The organism is Brachybacterium sp. GCM10030267, from assembly GCF_042666875.1.
In the GTDB taxonomy this organism is placed as follows: Bacteria; Actinomycetota; Actinomycetes; order Actinomycetales; family Dermabacteraceae; genus Brachybacterium.
Genome location: NZ_JBHTCX010000007.1, coordinates 292,714 through 309,406, shown reverse-complemented (window position 1 = coordinate 309,406; position 16,693 = coordinate 292,714). Strand labels below are relative to the sequence as shown.

Below are 16,693 nucleotides of genomic sequence, written 5' to 3'. Positions count from 1 at the left end.
TCACACCCTCAGCAGGGAGGGGCTCGCCCGGCAGGGAAGGTGCTTCGCGGCGCCCCTCCCCTGCCGGGCCGGTCACTCGACGGTGACGGACTTGGCGAGGTTGCGCGGCTGGTCGACGTCCAGGCCCTTCGCGGTGGCCAGCTCGCAGGCGAAGATCTGCAGCGGGATGACCGTCAGCAGCGCGGCGAACAGGGTGCGGGTGGCGGGCACCCGGATCACCTCGTCGGCGTAGGGCACCACGTCGTCGTCGCCCTCCTCCGCGATCACCAGGGTGCGGGCGCCGCGGGCACGGACCTCCTGGATGTTGGAGACGACCTTGGAGTGCAGCGAGTGGCGGCCGTTCGGGGAGGGCACGATGACGAACACCGGCTGACCCTCCTCGACCAGGGCGATCGGGCCGTGCTTGAGCTCGCCGGCGGCGAAGCCCTCGGCGTGGATGTAGGCCAGCTCCTTGAGCTTGAGGGCGCCCTCCATCGCGGTGGGGTAGCCGACGTGGCGACCCAGGAACAGCACGCTCCTGGCGTCCTTCATGTCCTCGGCGAGCCGCTCGATCTGGCCGGCGTCGTCCAGCACCGTCTGGATGTGCTCGGGGAGCTTCTCGAGATCGGCCATGAGGGCGCTGATCTCGTCGGGGTAGAAGTTGCCGCGCACCTGGGCGAGGAACAGACCCAGCAGGTAGCAGGCGGCGATCTGGCCCAGGTACGCCTTGGTCGAGGCCACCGCGATCTCGGGCCCGACGTGGAGGTACAGGGCGGCGTCGGATTCGCGCGGGATCGTGGAGCCGCGGGTGTTGCAGATGGCGACGACCTTCGCGCCCTGCTCGCGGGCGTGGCGCACCGCCATCAGCGTGTCCATGGTCTCGCCGGACTGCGAGATCGCCACCACCAGGGTCTTCTCGGTGACGACGGGATCGCGGTAGCGGAACTCGTGGGCCAGCTCGACCTCGGTGGGGATACGGCACCAGTGCTCGATGGCGTACTTGGCGACCTCGCCGGCGTTGGCGGCGGTGCCGCACGCGATCACGACGATCTTGTCGACGCTGCGCAGCACGGAGGGATCGATGTCCATCTCGTCCAGGTGCAGTGAGCCGTTCTCCATGCGGCCCAGCAGGGTGTCGGCCACGGCGGCGGCCTGCTCGTGGATCTCCTTGGCCATGAAGGAGGGGTAGCCGCCCTTCTGCGCGGCGGCGGCGTCCCATTCGATGGTGTAGCGCTTGGCGTCGGTGACCTCGTGGCCGTCGAAGTCGATGATGGAGACGGCGTCGGCGGTGACGGTGACGACCTGGTCCTGGCCGACTTCGAGGGCCTCCTTGGTGGAGTCGACGAAGGCGGCGACGTCGGAGCCGAGGAAGTTCTCCCCGTCGCCGAGGCCGACGACCAGCGGGGAGTTGCGGCGGGCGGCGACGACGGTGTCCGGGGCGTCGCGGTGGACTGCCAGCAGGGTGAAGGCGCCCTCGAGCGAGGCGGCCGTGCGGCGCATCGCCTCGGTGAGGTCACCGGTGGTCTCCATCTCGCGGGCCACCAGGTGCGCGGCGGCCTCCGTGTCGGTCTCGGAGGTGAAGGTGTATCCCTGTCCCTCGAGCTCGGAGCGCAGCGCGGCGAAGTTCTCGATGATGCCGTTGTGGACCAGGGCGAGCTCGCCGTCGCGGCCGCCGACGTGGGGGTGAGCGTTGCCGTCGGTGGGGGCACCGTGGGTTGCCCAGCGGGTATGGGCGATGGCGACGCGCCCGGAGGTCTCGGTGCTCTCACCGAGCGCCTCACGGAGGTTGGCGAGCTTGCCGGCGCGCTTGGTGACGTCGACGGCGCCGTCATCGATCACGGCGATGCCGGCGGAGTCGTAGCCGCGGTACTCGAGGCGGGCGAGGCCCTGGAGGGCGACGTCCACGGGACGGGAGGAGGGTGCTGAGGCCTTAGGGCCTGCGTATCCGACGATTCCACACATGCCGCTCACGCTAGCGACCCGCACGGCGCTCAGCTGCCACAGCGCGGTTTCCCGGCGAGTCGTTCCTCACCTCGCGGGGCCCGCGTGCACGGCACTGGCCGAACCTGCGCAGGAGTGATCACGTTCGCGCACCTGCCCTCTGGGGCCTCACAGGTCTCACCCGGGGCGGCGGTGCACGGATTGCTTCTGGAGTGCGGAACAATCATCCCTATGAAGGCCGCTTCAGCGACGAGCACCGTCACCCCGTTCGAGGAGATCCCGCGGGACGACTGGGCGCGTCTGTCGCAGCAGACACCCCTGCCCCTGTCCGAGGATGACGTCATCCGTCTGCGCGGTCTGGGCGACCGGATCGACCTGCAGGAGGTCGATGCCGTGTACCGGCCGATCTCCCGGCTGCTGAACCTCCAGGTCTCCGCGGCCGAGACGCTGCGCCGTGCCCGGGAGGACTTCCTCGCCCAGCGCCAGCACCGCACGCCGTACGTGATCGGGATCGCCGGCTCGGTGGCGGTGGGCAAGTCCACCACGGCCCGCGTGCTGCGCGAGCTGATGGCGCGCTGGCCGGAGACGCCGCGGGTGCAGCTGGTCACCACCGACGGGTTCCTGCTGCCCAATGCCGAGCTCGAGGCCCGCGGGATCATGCATCGCAAGGGGTTCCCCGAGAGCTACGACCGGCGCAGCCTGCTGCGGTTCGTCTCGGACGTGAAGTCCGGCCAGGATCGGGTCGAGGCCCCCGTCTACTCCCACCTGACCTACGACATCATCGAGGACGAGCGGGCGGTGGTCGAGCACCCCGATGTGCTGATCCTCGAGGGGCTGAACGTGCTGCAGCCCGCGCGGCCGCGCCCCGACGGGCGGCTGGGGATGGCCGTCTCGGACTTCTTCGACTTCTCCGTGTACGTCGACGCCCGGCCCGAGGACGTCCAGCGCTGGTACGTGGAGCGGTTCCTGCAGCTGCGCCGGACGGCGTTCTCCGATCCGCGCTCCTACTTCCGCCGCTACGCGAATCTCTCCGACGACGAGGCCGAGCAGACCGCCCTGCGCATCTGGCGCACCATCAACGGGCCGAACCTCACCGAGAACGTGCTGCCCACCCGCGGCCGCGCCGACCTGGTGCTGCGCAAGGACGGGATGCACCGCGTGCACTCGGTGCTGCTGCGCAAGGTGTGACCGCGGATGTCCGTCGCCGCCCACTGCCGGCCCCGCTGCGCACGTCCCCGGCGGCCCGCTGCGCGTGTCCCCGGCGGCCGCGCGGCACGGAGAAGCTGTCCGGGCTCGTGGAGCTACTGTCCCCGAACGGGACGTGTTTCGAGGGTGCCCCGCATATCGCAGGGCACCCTCGAATGAACTACCGCCGATGGTCACGACGGCGCGGTCGCAGCGCCCCAGGCCCCGCCGAGGCGCGATTCCCCGGCAGAGCCCGACGCGGTCGCAGCGCCCCAGGCCCGGTCACAGCCCGACGCCGCCTGCCCGCTCCCCGTCAGAGCCCGACGCGGTCGCGGACCAGGGCGGCCAGGCGCTCGGCGACGTCGGTGGCCTGCTCGTCGGTCGGTGCCTCGACCATGACGCGCACGACGGGCTCGGTGCCGGAGGGGCGCAGGAGCACGCGGCCCGTCTCACCCAGCTCGTTCTCCGCGGCGGCCACGGCGTCGAGCACGCCGCGGTCGATGGTGGCGCGGGCCTTGTCGACGTTCTTGACGTTGATCAGCGCCTGCGGGAGGCGCGTCATGACGTCGGCCAGTTCGCGGGCGGTGCGGCCGGTGCTGGCCATGCGCTGGATCAGGTGCAGGGCGGTCAGCTCGCCGTCGCCGGTGGTGGCGTGGTCGGCGAGGATGACGTGGCCGGACTGCTCGCCGCCGATGGAGTAGCTGCCGAGGTTCATCTCCTCGAGCACGTACCGATCTCCCACCGCGGTCTGGCCCAGCATGATGCCGTGCTCGCGCATGGCGAGCTTGAGACCGAGGTTGCTCATCACCGTGACCACGAGCGTGTCGTCGTGCAGGCGGCCCTTCTCCTTCAGGTCGAGCGCGAGGATGCCCATGATCTGGTCGCCGTCGATGATCTCCCCGTCGGCGTCGACCGCCAGGCAGCGGTCGGCATCGCCGTCGAAGGCCACGCCGATGTCGGCGCCCTTCTCCCGGACGGCCTCCTGCAACCGACCGAGATGGGTGGAGCCCACGCCGTCATTGATGAGGCCGCCGTCGCTGCCGTCGCCGATCACGTGGACGGTGGCACCGGCGCGGCGCAGCATCGCCGGGCCGGAGTGGCAGGCGGCGCCGTTGGCGCAGTCCGCGACGACGGTGATGCCCTCCAGCGACTGGTCGAGGGTCGAGACCAGGTGATCGACGTAGGTCTCGACCGCGCCCTGGTAGCGGGTGATCGTGCCGACGCCCGTGCCCTGGGGCCGCTCCCACTCCTCGCCGAGGCGGGCCTCGATGGCGTCCTCCACCTCGTCCGGCAGCTTGGTGCCGCCTCGGGCGAAGAACTTGATGCCGTTGTCCGGCGCGGGGTTGTGGGAGGCGGAGATCATCACGCCGAGGTCCGCCTCGGTGGACTGGACCAGGTGGGCCAGGCCCGGCGTGGGGAGCACCTCGGCGTCCAGGACGTCGACGCCGGCCGAGGCGAGTCCCGCGCACACGGCGGCGGAGAGGAAGTCCCCCGAGGGCCGCGTGTCGCGGGCGACGATGGCGCGCGGCTTGGTGCCGCCGAAGGCGCCGAGGGTGCCCAGGACATGGGCCGCCCCCACGGAGAGCTCGACCGCCAGTTCGGCGGTGATGTCCCCGTTGGCGCGTCCGCGCACTCCGTCGGTTCCGAACAGTCGTGCCATGTGCTGGCCCTTTCAGGGTCGGGGGGCGCCGAAGATGAGCAACCACGGCTGAGGTCCGGGGAAACTGTAACGCTCCGGCGGTGGGCGGCCGCGGTGCACACGGCATCGGTGGCTCCCCGGGTGACGAATTGGAGGTGAACTATGCCCCGGCGACGGGACGAGGGGCCTGCGCTCTCGTTAACCTGAGAGGATGCCGGTCGTCGATCTCCCCCCACGGATCCTGCCCGCTGCGATCTCCCAGTTCGTCGGGGACCGCTCCGCGGGCCGTGGCCTCGCCTATGCGCGCGGCGGCCGCGTCCAGGAGCTGGGATGGGACGACGAGGCCCGTTCCATCCGGGCAGAGGTGCGCGGCGCGGCCAGCACCCCGTACCGCGTGACCGTGCAGCTGGAGGAGTACGACCAGGCCGCGGTCACCCGCCGGTTCCTGCCCGAGGAGCCGGGCGGCGTCTGGCGGCCGGTGCGCTCGAGCTGCACGTGCCCCGTCGGCTCCGACTGCAAGCATGCCGCGGCCGCGATGTATGAGCTGAACACCATGGCTGACCGGACCAAGTCCGAGCGGGAGGTCTCCGAGTGGCGCAGCGTGCTGAGGCCGCTGCTGCAGGAGGAGCAGCGCAGCGAGGGCCCGCAGCCGCTCGCGCTGCGGTTCGATCTGGAGGCTTCGCCGCTGGAGTCGGGCCGGCCCCGCTATGCGCACGAGCCCGCCACGGCGGAGCACGTCCATGCCGGATCCGAGCTGCGCCTGGGCATCCGCCCGTTGGTGCGCGGCAAGCAGGGGCGCTGGATCAAGGGCGGTGTCTCCTGGCGCACCTTCGAGTACCGCGTGCCCGGCCACGACTACGTCCCCGCGCACGCCGAGGCCCTGACCCGCATCTTCTCCGCGGCCACGGCCGAGCGCTCCTACACCTCGGGGGCGGTCGAGCACCTGTGGCTGAGCTCGATCGGTTCGCCGCTGCTGTGGCAGTCGCTCTCCTACGCCGCCGACGTCGGCGTGCAGTTCCTGACCAGCGGCATCCTCGAGAGCGTCGAGATCGCGCCGACGGCCGAGGTGGAGCTGGACCTCTCCGCGCCCGCAGCCGAGTCCGAACTCGCCGTACGCCCCCGGATCCTCATCGGCGGCGACCCGGCCCCGTCTGCGCAGCTGCTGGGCACCGGTGGAGTGATCGATCTGGCCTCCACGATCCCGGCCGACGGGGACGGCGACGACGCCGGCCGGCGCGGCGAACGCTTCCACGCCCGCATCGCCCCTGTGGACAGCCCGGTCCCGATCGCCCTGCAACGACTGTTCCAACGCCCCGAGCCGCTGCGCATCCCCGCCGCCGAGCGCGAGGAGTTCCTGGGCTCGGCCTACCCCCGGCTGCGGGAGATCACCACCGTCACCAGTACCGACGGCAGCGTGGAGATGCCCGCGATCGAGCCGGCGACGCTGCAGGTCACCGCCGCCTACGCCGACGGCGACCGGCTCACCCTGACCTGGTCCTGGCGGTACCACGATCCCGAACGCACCGTCCCCATGGACCCGGCGATCGGCCCGCGCCGCGATCACGAGCACGAGGAGGCGGTCCTCGCCCGCGCTCAGCAGCTGTGGCCGACGGCCGGCTCCCGGACGCCGGAGCGGCTCAGCGGCGTCGACACCGCCGAGTTCTCCACCCACGTGCTCGATGCCCTCGACGAGCTCGAGCACGTCAGCGCGAAGGTCACCGGCACCCGGCACGCCTACCGGGAACTGGACGAGGCCCCGCACGTGCGCGTCACCCAGCACGAGTCCCGCGGGAAGAACGACTGGTTCGACCTCGGCTTCGAGATCACCATCGAGGGCAAGCAGATCGCCTTCGCCTCCCTGTTCACGGCCCTGGCCCAGGGGAAGTCGCGGCTGCTGATGCCCGATCGCACGTACTTCTCCCTGGAGAACCCAGCCTTCGATGCGCTGCGCGAGCTGATCGCCGAGGGCGAGGCGCTGGCCGAGTGGGATCCCGACCAGCAGTCGATCTCGAAGTACCAGGTCGACATCTGGAACGAGCTCGAGGAGATCGCCGACGAGGCCGTGTCCTCCGACGCCTGGCAGCGCAGCGTCGGTGCCCTGCAGGCGGGCGTCGATCTCACGCCGCCGCAGCCGCCGCGCGGGCTGACCGCCGATCTGCGCCCGTACCAGCGCGACGGCTTCGCCTGGCTCGCCTTCCTGTACGAGCATTCCCTGGGCGGAGTGCTGGCCGACGATATGGGCCTGGGCAAGACCGTCCAGACCCTCGCGCTGATCGCCCATGCGCACGAGCGTGCCGGGACCGGCTCGGACGCCGCCTCCTCCGCGCTGCCACCGTTCCTGGTGGTCGCGCCGGCGTCCGTGGTGGGCGTGTGGCGCTCCGAGGCGGAGCGGTTCACCCCGGGCCTGGATCTGCGGGTCGTCGACCGCACCCGTCGGGCTCGCGGCACCGACCTCGCCGAGGTGGCCGCCGGCGCCGACGTGCTGGTCACCAGCTACACGGTGCTGCGGATCGATGCCGAGGAGTTCGCCGAGCAGGAGTTCGCGGGCATGGTGCTGGACGAGGCGCAGTTCGTGAAGAACCGCCGTGCCCGCACGCACCAGGCGGCGCGCGGCGTGCACGCCCCGTTCCGCCTGGCCATCACGGGTACGCCGATGGAGAACTCGCTCGATGACCTGTGGTCGATCATGTCGCTGGCCGCGCCGGGACTGTTCGGCGCCGCCACCGCGTTCCGTCAGCGCTATACGACGCCGATCGAGAGCGGTGAGCATCCGGAGCGGATGGAGGTGCTGCGTGCCCGGCTGCGACCGTTCATGCTGCGCCGCACCAAGGATCTGGTCGCCAAGGAGCTCCCGCCCAAGCAGGAGCAGGTGTGGAAGGTCGAGCTCGCCGAGGATCACCGGGCGCTGTACGACTCCCTGCTCCAGCGCGAGCGCAAGAAGGTGCTGGGGCTGATCGAGGACGATCTGGACCGCAACCGCTTCATCGTGTTCCGCTCGCTCACGCTGCTGCGGATGATGGCGCTGGATCCGGGCATCGTCGATGCGCAGGAGCATCGGGACGTGCACAGCTCGAAGCTCGCCGCGCTGTTCGACCAGCTCGAGGAGGTCCTCGGCGAGGGGCACAAGGTGCTGCTGTTCAGCCAGTTCACCTCCTACCTGCACCGGGTCGCCGAGCAGCTGGACCAGCGCGGCGTGGACTACGCCTACCTCGACGGCTCCACCCGCAATCGTGAGGCGGCGGTCCGCGGCTTCCGCGAGGGGAACGCTCCGGTGTTCCTGATCTCCCTCAAGGCCGGCGGCTTCGGACTCACCCTGACCGAGGCGGACTACGTCTTCCTGCTGGATCCGTGGTGGAACCCCGCCGCGGAGAACCAGGCCGTCGACCGCGCCCACCGCATCGGCCAGGAGCGCCACCTGATGGTCTATCGGATGGTCGCCGAGGACACCATCGAGGAGAAGGTGCTCGCGCTGCAGCAGAAGAAGGCGGACCTGTTCGACGCCCTGACCGACTCCGGGTCGGCGTTCCGCGAGGGCATCACGGCCGATGACATCCGCGAGCTGCTCTCGTAGATCGCGCCGAGGCGGGCAGACCGGATCAGGCCTCGGTGCTGACCCAGTCGTAGGGCAGGAACTTCCCATCGATCCTGAGCACCACACGGTCACCGCCGGGGTGCTTCCCGCGCTCGAGATCGATGCTGCAGTTGATGGCGCTCATGATCCCGTCGCCGAATTCCTCGTGGATGAGCGCCTTCAGCGCGGGCCCGTAGACCTGGATCAGCTCCTGGAAGCGGTAGATCGTGGGGTCGCTGAGGATCTCGGGGTCGACGGTCCGATACGGCTGGCGCGTCAGGGCTGCCACCAGCTCCGGCTCCAGTCCCAGCGCCTCGCCGAGGATCTCCGCCTCGGCGGCGGGGACGGGCTGCGCGCCGAGCACGGCCGAGGCCAGCCAGACGCGCGGCCGCCCGGTGCGCTCGGCGAGGTCCGTCCAGGTCACCCCGAGCTCACGTCGTTTCTCGTCGATCAGCTCGCCGGCCACGCGCTTGCTCACGAGTCCGCGCCCGCTCCCCTGCCCCGTTGCGCCGCCGGTCTCCGTCTGATCACTCATCACCGCAATGTCCTCTCGTCCTGAGGGAGCGTCTCCCGCTCCCGCCGCCCACGTCGCCGACTCCGTCGCACCCGCACCTGGGCGGGACGCGCAGGCGATCGACGATCCGCGCACGGACGCTCCGCGCACGAGTCCGATCCTGCGCGAACCGTCCGGCCACCGCTCCGGGAGACGGCCGCGGCGGACACCGGGGTCACGGTCCGGTAACCCGACGCCGTGGGAATGACTCGTCATCGCCGCCGCCTGCACAGTGGGCGGTGGACGTCAGGGGCGGGCTCAGGGCCGGGGAGGGCGCGCGCCGGGGCGCAGAGTGCACGGAGGGAGACCGACGGGTCCGAATATGTCCCGAGGACCCGAACGGCCTCACCCGCTCCGGTCGCTCCACTCCGCTCTCGCGGCACCGTACCGGCCGACGGGACGCTCGAGGGTGGCACCGTCGATCCGCAGCGGCGGCGGGACGGCGTCGAGGACGCCCTCGGCCGACGGGACCCTCACCCGCGGCACGTCGAGCGCGGCCGGCTCCCGGGGCGGCGGCGGGGTCGCGGCGAGCAGCGTGCGGGCGGCGCCGAGCAGGCTCACGCGCACCGTGTGGGCGCGAGCCCGGGCGAGCGCCTCGAGCACGTGGGCGGCCATGAGGTGCCCGCTGCTGTGGTCCAGGGCCTGGACAGGAAGCGCCCCGGGCCGGTCCGGCGAGCCGCAGGCGGCCGCGATCCCGGTGGCCGCCTGAACGATGGAGTCGAAACCGGCTCGCGAGCACCAGGGACCGGCCTCGCCCCAGGCGGAGAGGGTGACGATGACGGCCTGCGGGGCGAGCTGCTCGAGGGCTTCGTCGCCGAGTCCGAATCGGTCGAGAGCGCCGGGGCGGTACCCGCTGAGAATCACATCCGCCGACGAGGCCAGGGCGCGCACCCGATCCGCCTCGCGACGGAGATTGATCTCGACGGACCGCTTGCCCATCCCGGTGGAGAGGTACTGGTCGAGGATCTCCGGACGATGCGGCGGGTCCACGCGGAGCACGTCGGCCCCGAGGCAGGCCAGGAGCTGCGAGCAGGTGGGGCCGGCGATCACGCGGGTCAGATCGAGGACCCGGATCCCGCGGAGCAGTTCCCGCGGGGTGGCGGTGCGGGACAGCACGGGCCGGTCCCCGCGGTCGTGCCCCTCGGACCACGGCGCCGAGGCCGTGGCGAGACCGTGCGGGTGCCGCGCCCAGTCCGCCCGGGACCGCACGGCCACCGCGATCCCTCCGGCCGCGCAGACAGCCTCCTCCAGTTCCTCCGCGCCGAGTCGGCGTGCCGTGCGGTCGAGCTGGGCGCGATCCGAGACGGAGAGCGCGGAGCGGATGGCAGCCGCGTGATGCGGGTAGTTCCCGTGCAGCCGCACCCAGCCGTCACGGGCGGCGACAAGTCCGGACAGCTCTGCCCAGGCCTCGGGTGCACGGCCGTCGACGCGCAGATTCTCGAAGGACGCGAACGACGCGGCGACCAGTGCGGGCGTGGTGTCGACAGTGACATCCAGGCCGCGGGTGATGGCGACCTCCTGCGCCGCGTCCCGTACCCGGGCGACGGCCGTCCAGGCGAGATGCTCGACGTCGAAGGGGCCGCTCCACCATCGCCGTGGCACGAACTCCATGCCGTGAGGATAGTCCGTGGCCCCGACGCCTGTGGTCCGACGGCGGGCTCTCGTCGGGGGCGAACGCAACGATGCCCCTCGACCACATGGGTCGAGGGGCATCGTGTGCGCGGATCCGGCGGCGAAGTCGCGAATCAGCAGCGCGGGATGATCAGCGCTTGGAGTACTGCGGCGCCTTGCGGGCCTTCTTCAGTCCGGCCTTCTTGCGCTCGATGATGCGAGCATCGCGCTTGAGGAAGCCGGCCTTCTTCAGGGTCGGGCGGTTGTGCTCGGCGTCGATCTCGTTCAGCGCACGGGCCACGCCGAGGCGCACGGCCCCGGCCTGACCGGAGGGGCCGCCGCCGGTGAGGCGGACGACGACGTCGAAGCGGCCCTGGAGGTCGAGGACCGTGAACGGGTCGTTGACCTCCTGCTGGTGCAGCTTGTTCGGGAAGTAGTTCTCCAGGCTGCGGCCGTTGATGGTCCACTGGCCGGAGCCGGGGATCAGACGGACGCGGGCGACGGCCTGCTTGCGGCGACCGGTGCCGTAGCCCGGGGCGGTGGCGGACTGGCCGCTGCCGACCGGGGCTTCGCCGGTGGATTCGGTGGTGAAGGACGACGGGACGTTCTCGTCCGTCTCCTCGGTCACGGCCTCGAGGGACTCGGGGGTGGTCTCAGTCACGGTTCTCCTTGGTTCTTCCGTGCGGCAGGGCGGAGTGGCGGGAGCCCCCGCTTACTGCGCCACCTGGTCGATGGTGAAGGGGACGGGCTGCTGAGCGCTGTGAGGATGCTCCGAACCCGAGTAGATCTTGAGCTTCTTGAGCTGCTGCTCGGCGAGCTTGTTCTTGGGAAGCATGCCGCGCACGGCCTTCTCCACCGCCCGCTCAGGGCGGTTCTCGAGCAGCTCGGAGTAGGGGATGCCGCGGAGACCGCCGGGGTAGCCGGAGTGGCGGTAGGCCAGCTTCGCCTCCCGCTTGTTGCCGGTCAGCGCGACCTTGTCAGCGTTGATGATGATCACGAAGTCGCCCGCATCCATGTGGGGTGCGAAGACCGGCTTGTGCTTTCCCCGGAGGAGCTGTGCAGCCTGGGAAGCGAGCCGGCCGAGGACGACATCCGTTGCGTCGATGACGTACCAGGAACGCTCGACATCGTCGGGCTTCGGGGTGAACGTACGCACTCGTGCCTTCTTCTCTCGTCATGGTGCCCAGGCGGCGGGACGCCGTCCAGGCACGGTTCGATGGACCGTGGGCACGCTTCCTTCGGGTAAAAGCATGGCCCTGTCGCTGCGCCCGTCCCGCTCCGCTCACGAGGCGACGGCGGTCCTGGATGTGTGTGAGATGCCCTTATCGCGCCGGGCGTGAGATATCGGCTGCGGAGTCGGGCACACATCGAGGCACAACGACCGCCAACAATACTGCGAACCAGCTGGCAGCGTCAACGCACAGAGGGCTGGTCCGGGGTGTGATCTCCGGCTCCGTCACGCATCCGGGCTGCGCCGGCGGAAGTGCCCCGGCGGGCGCGCGCGAGAGCCGCTCGAGCCGCCAGTTCCTCATCGGGCGGGTACGCGACGTGGTCGAGGGTCAGGCCCTGCGGCGGGCACATCGGCGCCGACCCGGCGCCGTCCCGACGCGCGGCCTCCCGGGTGCGCGCGGAGAGCACCCGCGAGGGCCACTCCGCGTCCCGTCGGCCCTCCCCCACGCCGATCAGCGCACCGACCAGCGAGCGCACCATGTGGTGGCAGAAGGCGTCGGCGACGACGGTCGCCACGACCAGGCCCTCGTCGGCCCGGCCGATATCGGGACGCTCCCAGTGGAACTCCCGCAGGGTGCGGATGGTGGTGGCGCCCTCCCGGGGACGGCAGAAGGAGAGGAAGTCGTGCTCGCCCAGCAACGGCCGGCTCGCCTCGGTCATGGCGTCGATGTCGAGCCGGCGGCGGTGGCGCAGCACGTCGCGACGCAGCGGGTCGTGGACGGCGGGACCGTCGGAGATGCGGTAGCGATAGCGGCGCCACAGCGCGCCGAACCGGGCATCGAAGTCGGAGGGGACCTCGCGGGCGACGTGGACGACGACGTCGGGCGGCAGCACCCCGGCCAGCCGTGTCACGAGAGAGTCTGCGGGGCTGCGATCGGAGCGGCCGGGCATGGTCGCCAGGACCGTGTCGGGCACGTCGAGATGGCAGACCTGGCCGCGGGCGTGCACGCCGGCGTCGGTGCGGCCGGCGACGGTGACCCGCAGCTCGCGGCGAGCGATCTGGGCCAGAGCCGCCTCGAGCTCGCCCTGGACGGTGCGACGGCCGGGCTGGGCGGCCCAGCCGTGGAAATCGGTGCCGTCGTAGGAGAGGTCCAGCCGCAGCCGGGTGGTCGGTTCCTCCGGCGTCGCGGCGCGGGTCGGTTCCGGGATCGCGGCGGGCATGGAGCCGATCGTAACGGCGCGATGCCCGAGGGCGGGCACCGGAGCCCCGGGAGGGCGGCGGGTCTCACCCAGCCATGTCGCAGTGCGGGCACGGGCCCGGGCGCAGGCCCCGCTGGGTACCCTGACCCGCGTGAAGATCCTCGTCATCGGCTCCGGAGGCCGCGAGCACGCGATCATCCGTCGCCTCGCCGCCGACCGCCCCGCCCCCGAGCTGCACGCCGCCCCCGGCAACCCCGGGATCGGCCGGCTCGCCACCTGCCACGACGTCGCCGTCGGCGATCTCGAGGCCCAGGTGGAGCTGGCCCGCACCCTGGACCCGGACCTGGTGGTGATCGGCCCCGAGGCCCCGCTGGTCGCCGGTGCCGCCGATCAGCTGCGCGAGGCCGGCTTCACGGTCTTCGGCCCGGCGGCCGCGGCCGCCCGCCTGGAGGGCTCGAAGTCCTGGGCGAAGGAGATCATGGCCGCCGCGGGCGTGCCCACCGCCGCCTCCGTGACGGTCACCGCGATCGACCAGCTCGAGGCCGGCTTCGACCGGACCAACCCGCTCGGCGACCTGCCCTACGTGGTCAAGGCCGACGGGCTCGCCGCGGGCAAGGGGGTCGTGGTCACCCGTGATCGCTCGGAGGCGACGGCACACGGCCGGAGCGTTCTCGACGCCGGCGGCACCGTGGTCCTCGAGGAGTACCTCGAGGGCCCCGAGGTCTCCCTGTTCTGCCTCAGCGACGGCACCGACGTGGTGGCGCTGGCTCCCGCCCAGGACTTCAAGCGGGCCCTGGACGGTGACGAGGGACCGAACACGGGCGGCATGGGCGCCTACTCCCCGCTCCCGTGGGCTCCCGAGGGACTGGCCGACGAGGTCGTGCGCACCGTCGCCCGCCCCACCATCGACGAGCTCGCCTCCCGCGGGATCCCGTTCGTCGGCGTGCTCTACTGCGGCCTCGCGCTCACCCCGCTGGGCGTGCGCGTGGTCGAGTTCAACGCCCGTTTCGGGGACCCCGAGACCCAGGTGGTCCTCGAACGTCTCGCCTCTCCCCTGGCCCCGCTGCTGCTGTCCGCCGCACGCGGCGAGCTGGCCGGCGCGGACCCGCTGCAGTGGCGCGAGGACGCAGCGGTCACCGTGGTGGTCGCCTCCGCCGGGTACCCCGCGGCGGCGCGCACCGGTGACGTGATCAGCGGGATCGAGGTCGCCGAACGAGCGGGGGCCCACGTGATCCACGCCGGCACCGCCCTCGGCGAGGACGGCCGCCTGGTCAGCGCCGGCGGGCGCGTGCTGACCGTCGTCGGCACCGGCGCGGACCTCACCGCGGCCCGCGAGGTCGCGCTCGCGGGCGCCGAGGCGATCGAGCTCGAGGGCGCGTACCACCGCACCGACATCGCCCGCGACGCGGCCGAGGCGCAGGGACCCGCCGCGTGAGCGCCGCCTCGTCCGCCCCGCTGCTCGAGGCTCCGCCGCTGGAGGGCTGGGACCACGCCTTCAGCGGCAAGGTCCGCGAGCTGTACGTGCCCGCGGGCACCGATCCGGCGCGCGCCACCGAAGTGCTGGTGGTCGCCACCGACCGGATCAGTGCCTACGACCACTCGCTGCAGCCCGGCATCCCCGACAAGGGTCGCCTGCTCACCGGGATCAGCATGTTCTGGTTCGAGCAGCTGGCCGACCTCGTCCCCCACCATGTGCTCTCCGCGGCGGAGGTCCCCGAGCCCGTGGCCGGGCGGGCGCTGCGGTGCCGCGGCCTGGACATGGTGCCGCTGGAGTGCGTGGCCCGTGGCTACCTCACCGGCTCCGGGCTGGCGGACTACCGAGCCGGCGGATCCGTCGGCGGGCACGTGCTGCCGGCCGGCCTGGTCGAGGCCTCGCGACTGGATCCGGCGATCTTCACCCCCTCGACGAAGGCCGAGGCCGGGGAGCACGACGAGAACATCACCGTCGCCCAGGCCCGCGACCTGCTGGGGGCCGAGCTCGTCGATCAGCTGGAGACGCTGACCCTGGCGATCTACGAGCGGGCCCGCGACATCGCCGGCGAGCGCGGCATCCTGCTGGCCGATACCAAACTCGAGTTCGGCCGCTCCCGCCACGACGACACCCTCATGCTCGGCGATGAGGTCCTCACTCCCGACTCCAGCCGCTTCTGGGCGGCCGCCGACTACGCCGAAGGCCGCCCGCAGCCGAGCCTGGACAAGCAGTTCGTGCGGGACTGGCTCACCTCGCCCGCCTCCGGCTGGCACCGCGGCACCAGCACGCCGCCCCCGGAGCTGCCCGCCCAGGTCGTCGAGCAGACCCGGGCACGCTACGTGGAGGCCTACGAGAGACTCACCGGCCGGACGTTCTGAGGGTCAGTCCTCGACCAGCGGGACGAACCGGAAGCCGCCGTGCTCGGTGTCCAGCACGTCCTCGCCGCGCTTCTCGAGGCGATGCATCGTCGTTCGCACCGGGATCACCATCACGCCGTGATCGGCCAGCTGCTCGAGCAGGGCCGGTGGGACCTCCTGCGCCTCGGCGGAGACCAGGATGCGATCGAACCGACCGTCCTCCGGTGCGCCGAGCACGCCGGGGCGGGCCGGGCGGATCTCCGCCTCGCCCTCCGGGGCCGCCTCGGCGAGGGCGCGCCGGGCCGGTTCGATGAGACCCTCCTGGCGCTCGACCCCGATCACGCGCCCCTCGCCGCCGACCAGGTGCGCGAGCAGCGCCGTGGTCCAGCCCGACCCGGCACCGAGGTCGAGCACGCGGTGACCGGGACGCACATCGAGCAGCCGGAGCATGGCCGCCACCGTGTAGGGCTGGGAGTTCGTCTGGCCGTGGCCGATCGGCAGCGGCGCGTCCTGACCGGCGAACCCGCGCAGCTCCTCGGGGAGGAAGGGGACGCGCGGCACGGCCTCGAACGCCTCGTCCACGCGATCCCGTCGACCGCCGGTATCTGCTCGGCCCAGGCCCTCCATGCCGTCCATCGCCTCCGCGCCGTCCGTGCCGGTGTCGTCGTCGGGTGTCATGACGTTCCCTCCTGATGGATACGGATCACGCGAGCGCCCTCAGCTCGCGGGAACCTCGACCACACCGTCCTCGGGCCAGTCGCGCACCTCGGTGCCCTCGGGCGCGAGATTCGAGGACTGGCGCAGGTAGATGGGCCGGCCGACGTCGCTGGCCACGGCGTCGTGGACGGGCAGCGCGAGCCGTGGGCGCACGGCGCGCAGGAAATCGATGGTCTCGGCTATCTTCGACCACGGCGCGACGACCGCGAAGGCCAGCGCGTCGATGCCGTGGAACTCCTGGACGGGCTCCAGGGAGTCGCCGGTGATGCCCAGACGCGGCTCGCCGTCGGCGGTGAGCACGAGACCGGTGTTGCCCACCCGCGGGATGTCGGGGTGGATGATCGCGTGATCGCCGCCGACGGCCTGGACGCGCAGCGAGGCGTGGTCACCGACGGGCCCGAACTCGTGCGCGGTACCGGCGCTCAGCGCCAGCACCTTCTCCGCCTCGACCGCCGGGGCGCCCTCGGCGGGTTCGGCGAGCTGCTTCGCGGTCGCGGGCTCGGCGATCACGATCGCCTCGGAGGCGTGGGAGAGGACCTCCGCGAGCAGTCGGCGGTCGACATGATCGGGGTGCTGGTGGGTGATGGCGACCGCGTCGATCCTCGACAGCAGGTCGGCCTCCAGCCCCCGGACGGCCTCACCGCTGAAGCCGCCCGGATCGACCAGCACCGTGCGTCCCGCGACGTCGATGAGCAGGCACGAGTGGACGAGGTGACGGATCTTCATCGCTGCCTCCCGGCATCAGGGTCCTCGGACCCCCCGAATCTAACGCCGCACGCGGGCCGTGCACAGGGGCCGG

The 16,693-nt window shown here is 72.0% G+C and carries 13 protein-coding genes; 4 read left to right on the top strand and 9 right to left on the bottom strand.

The genetic code is table 11. The annotated features are described in order from the left end of the window. Positions 1-72 precede the first annotated feature (72 nt). On the bottom strand, positions 73-1,941 hold the full coding sequence (glmS, locus tag ACFQS2_RS06725; protein ID WP_377793111.1) for a glutamine--fructose-6-phosphate transaminase (isomerizing): 1,869 nt from the start codon (positions 1,939-1,941) through the stop codon (positions 73-75). 210 nt (positions 1,942-2,151) lie between these two features. Here glmS and coaA point away from each other — a divergent pair, with 210 nt between their 5' ends. Then, on the top strand, positions 2,152-3,108 hold the full coding sequence (coaA, locus tag ACFQS2_RS06720; protein WP_377793110.1) for a type I pantothenate kinase: 957 nt from the start codon (positions 2,152-2,154) through the stop codon (positions 3,106-3,108). Positions 3,109-3,418: 310 nt separating this feature from the next. On the opposite strand, the gene glmM is transcribed toward coaA, so the two are convergent. Then, positions 3,419-4,765, bottom strand: coding sequence for a phosphoglucosamine mutase (gene glmM / locus ACFQS2_RS06715; protein ID WP_377793109.1), 1,347 nt, complete (start codon positions 4,763-4,765; stop codon positions 3,419-3,421). A 190-nt stretch (positions 4,766-4,955) separates the two neighbouring features. On the opposite strand from glmM, the gene ACFQS2_RS06710 reads away from it, so the two are divergent. After that, entirely contained in the window at positions 4,956-8,315 is a 3,360-nt protein-coding gene (locus tag ACFQS2_RS06710) for an SNF2-related protein (protein WP_377793108.1), read from the top strand. 25 nt (positions 8,316-8,340) lie between these two features. Here ACFQS2_RS06710 and cynS read toward each other — a convergent pair whose 3' ends face one another. From cynS to truA, 5 genes are all read right to left on the bottom strand, one after another. Beyond that, on the bottom strand, positions 8,341-8,850 hold the full coding sequence (gene cynS / locus ACFQS2_RS06705; RefSeq protein ID WP_377793107.1) for a cyanase: 510 nt from the start codon (positions 8,848-8,850) through the stop codon (positions 8,341-8,343). A 363-nt stretch (positions 8,851-9,213) separates the two neighbouring features. Then, positions 9,214-10,479: a CoA transferase gene (locus tag ACFQS2_RS06700; RefSeq protein WP_377793106.1), complete on the bottom strand. Its 1,266-nt coding sequence runs from the start codon at positions 10,477-10,479 to the stop codon at positions 9,214-9,216. Positions 10,480-10,630: 151 nt separating this feature from the next. Continuing rightward, entirely contained in the window at positions 10,631-11,140 is a 510-nt protein-coding gene (rpsI, locus tag ACFQS2_RS06695) for a 30S ribosomal protein S9 (protein ID WP_377019936.1), read from the bottom strand. A gap of 51 nt (positions 11,141-11,191) precedes the next feature. Continuing rightward, positions 11,192-11,635: a 50S ribosomal protein L13 gene (gene rplM / locus ACFQS2_RS06690; RefSeq protein WP_377019937.1), complete on the bottom strand. Its 444-nt coding sequence runs from the start codon at positions 11,633-11,635 to the stop codon at positions 11,192-11,194. Between the two features lie 257 nt (positions 11,636-11,892). Next, the gene (gene truA, locus ACFQS2_RS06685; protein WP_377019938.1) at positions 11,893-12,870 is read right to left on the bottom strand and encodes a tRNA pseudouridine(38-40) synthase TruA; all 978 of its coding nucleotides are present in this window, start codon (positions 12,868-12,870) and stop codon (positions 11,893-11,895) included. Positions 12,871-13,000: 130 nt separating this feature from the next. Between truA and purD the strand changes: the two genes are divergently transcribed. Further along, a complete protein-coding gene (purD, locus tag ACFQS2_RS06680) occupies positions 13,001-14,284 on the top strand; it encodes a phosphoribosylamine--glycine ligase (protein WP_377793105.1) in 1,284 nt (427 codons plus the stop codon). Next, the gene (locus ACFQS2_RS06675; RefSeq protein WP_377793104.1) at positions 14,281-15,198 is read left to right on the top strand and encodes a phosphoribosylaminoimidazolesuccinocarboxamide synthase; all 918 of its coding nucleotides are present in this window, start codon (positions 14,281-14,283) and stop codon (positions 15,196-15,198) included. The genes purD and ACFQS2_RS06675 overlap by 4 nt, the downstream gene beginning before the upstream one ends. Before the next feature lie 3 nt (positions 15,199-15,201). Here ACFQS2_RS06675 and ACFQS2_RS06670 read toward each other — a convergent pair whose 3' ends face one another. Both ACFQS2_RS06670 and ACFQS2_RS06665 read right to left on the bottom strand, forming a co-directional pair. After that, positions 15,202-15,855 (bottom strand): protein-L-isoaspartate O-methyltransferase, encoded by a 654-nt coding sequence (locus ACFQS2_RS06670; protein ID WP_377019942.1) that lies wholly within the window; start codon positions 15,853-15,855, stop codon positions 15,202-15,204. A gap of 39 nt (positions 15,856-15,894) precedes the next feature. Then, positions 15,895-16,620 carry an MBL fold metallo-hydrolase gene (locus ACFQS2_RS06665; protein ID WP_377793103.1) on the bottom strand — a complete coding sequence of 242 codons (726 nt, stop codon included), beginning with the start codon at positions 16,618-16,620 and terminating at the stop codon, positions 15,895-15,897. Positions 16,621-16,693: the final 73 nt, after the last annotated feature.

What these genes read in the sequence shown, in the direction of transcription:
- glmS (WP_377793111.1), bottom strand. Translation starts at nt 1,941, where the DNA reads ATGTGTGGAATCGTCGGATACGCAGGCCCTAAGGCCTCAGCACCCTCC.
- coaA (WP_377793110.1), top strand. Translation starts at nt 2,152, where the DNA reads ATGAAGGCCGCTTCAGCGACGAGCACCGTCACCCCGTTCGAGGAGATC.
- glmM (WP_377793109.1), bottom strand. Translation starts at nt 4,765, where the DNA reads ATGGCACGACTGTTCGGAACCGACGGAGTGCGCGGACGCGCCAACGGG.
- ACFQS2_RS06710 (WP_377793108.1), top strand. Translation starts at nt 4,956, where the DNA reads ATGCCGGTCGTCGATCTCCCCCCACGGATCCTGCCCGCTGCGATCTCC.
- cynS (WP_377793107.1), bottom strand. Translation starts at nt 8,850, where the DNA reads ATGAGTGATCAGACGGAGACCGGCGGCGCAACGGGGCAGGGGAGCGGG.
- ACFQS2_RS06700 (WP_377793106.1), bottom strand. Translation starts at nt 10,479, where the DNA reads ATGGAGTTCGTGCCACGGCGATGGTGGAGCGGCCCCTTCGACGTCGAG.
- truA (WP_377019938.1), bottom strand. Translation starts at nt 12,870, where the DNA reads ATGCCCGCCGCGATCCCGGAACCGACCCGCGCCGCGACGCCGGAGGAA.
- ACFQS2_RS06670 (WP_377019942.1), bottom strand. Translation starts at nt 15,855, where the DNA reads ATGACACCCGACGACGACACCGGCACGGACGGCGCGGAGGCGATGGAC.
- ACFQS2_RS06665 (WP_377793103.1), bottom strand. Translation starts at nt 16,620, where the DNA reads ATGAAGATCCGTCACCTCGTCCACTCGTGCCTGCTCATCGACGTCGCG.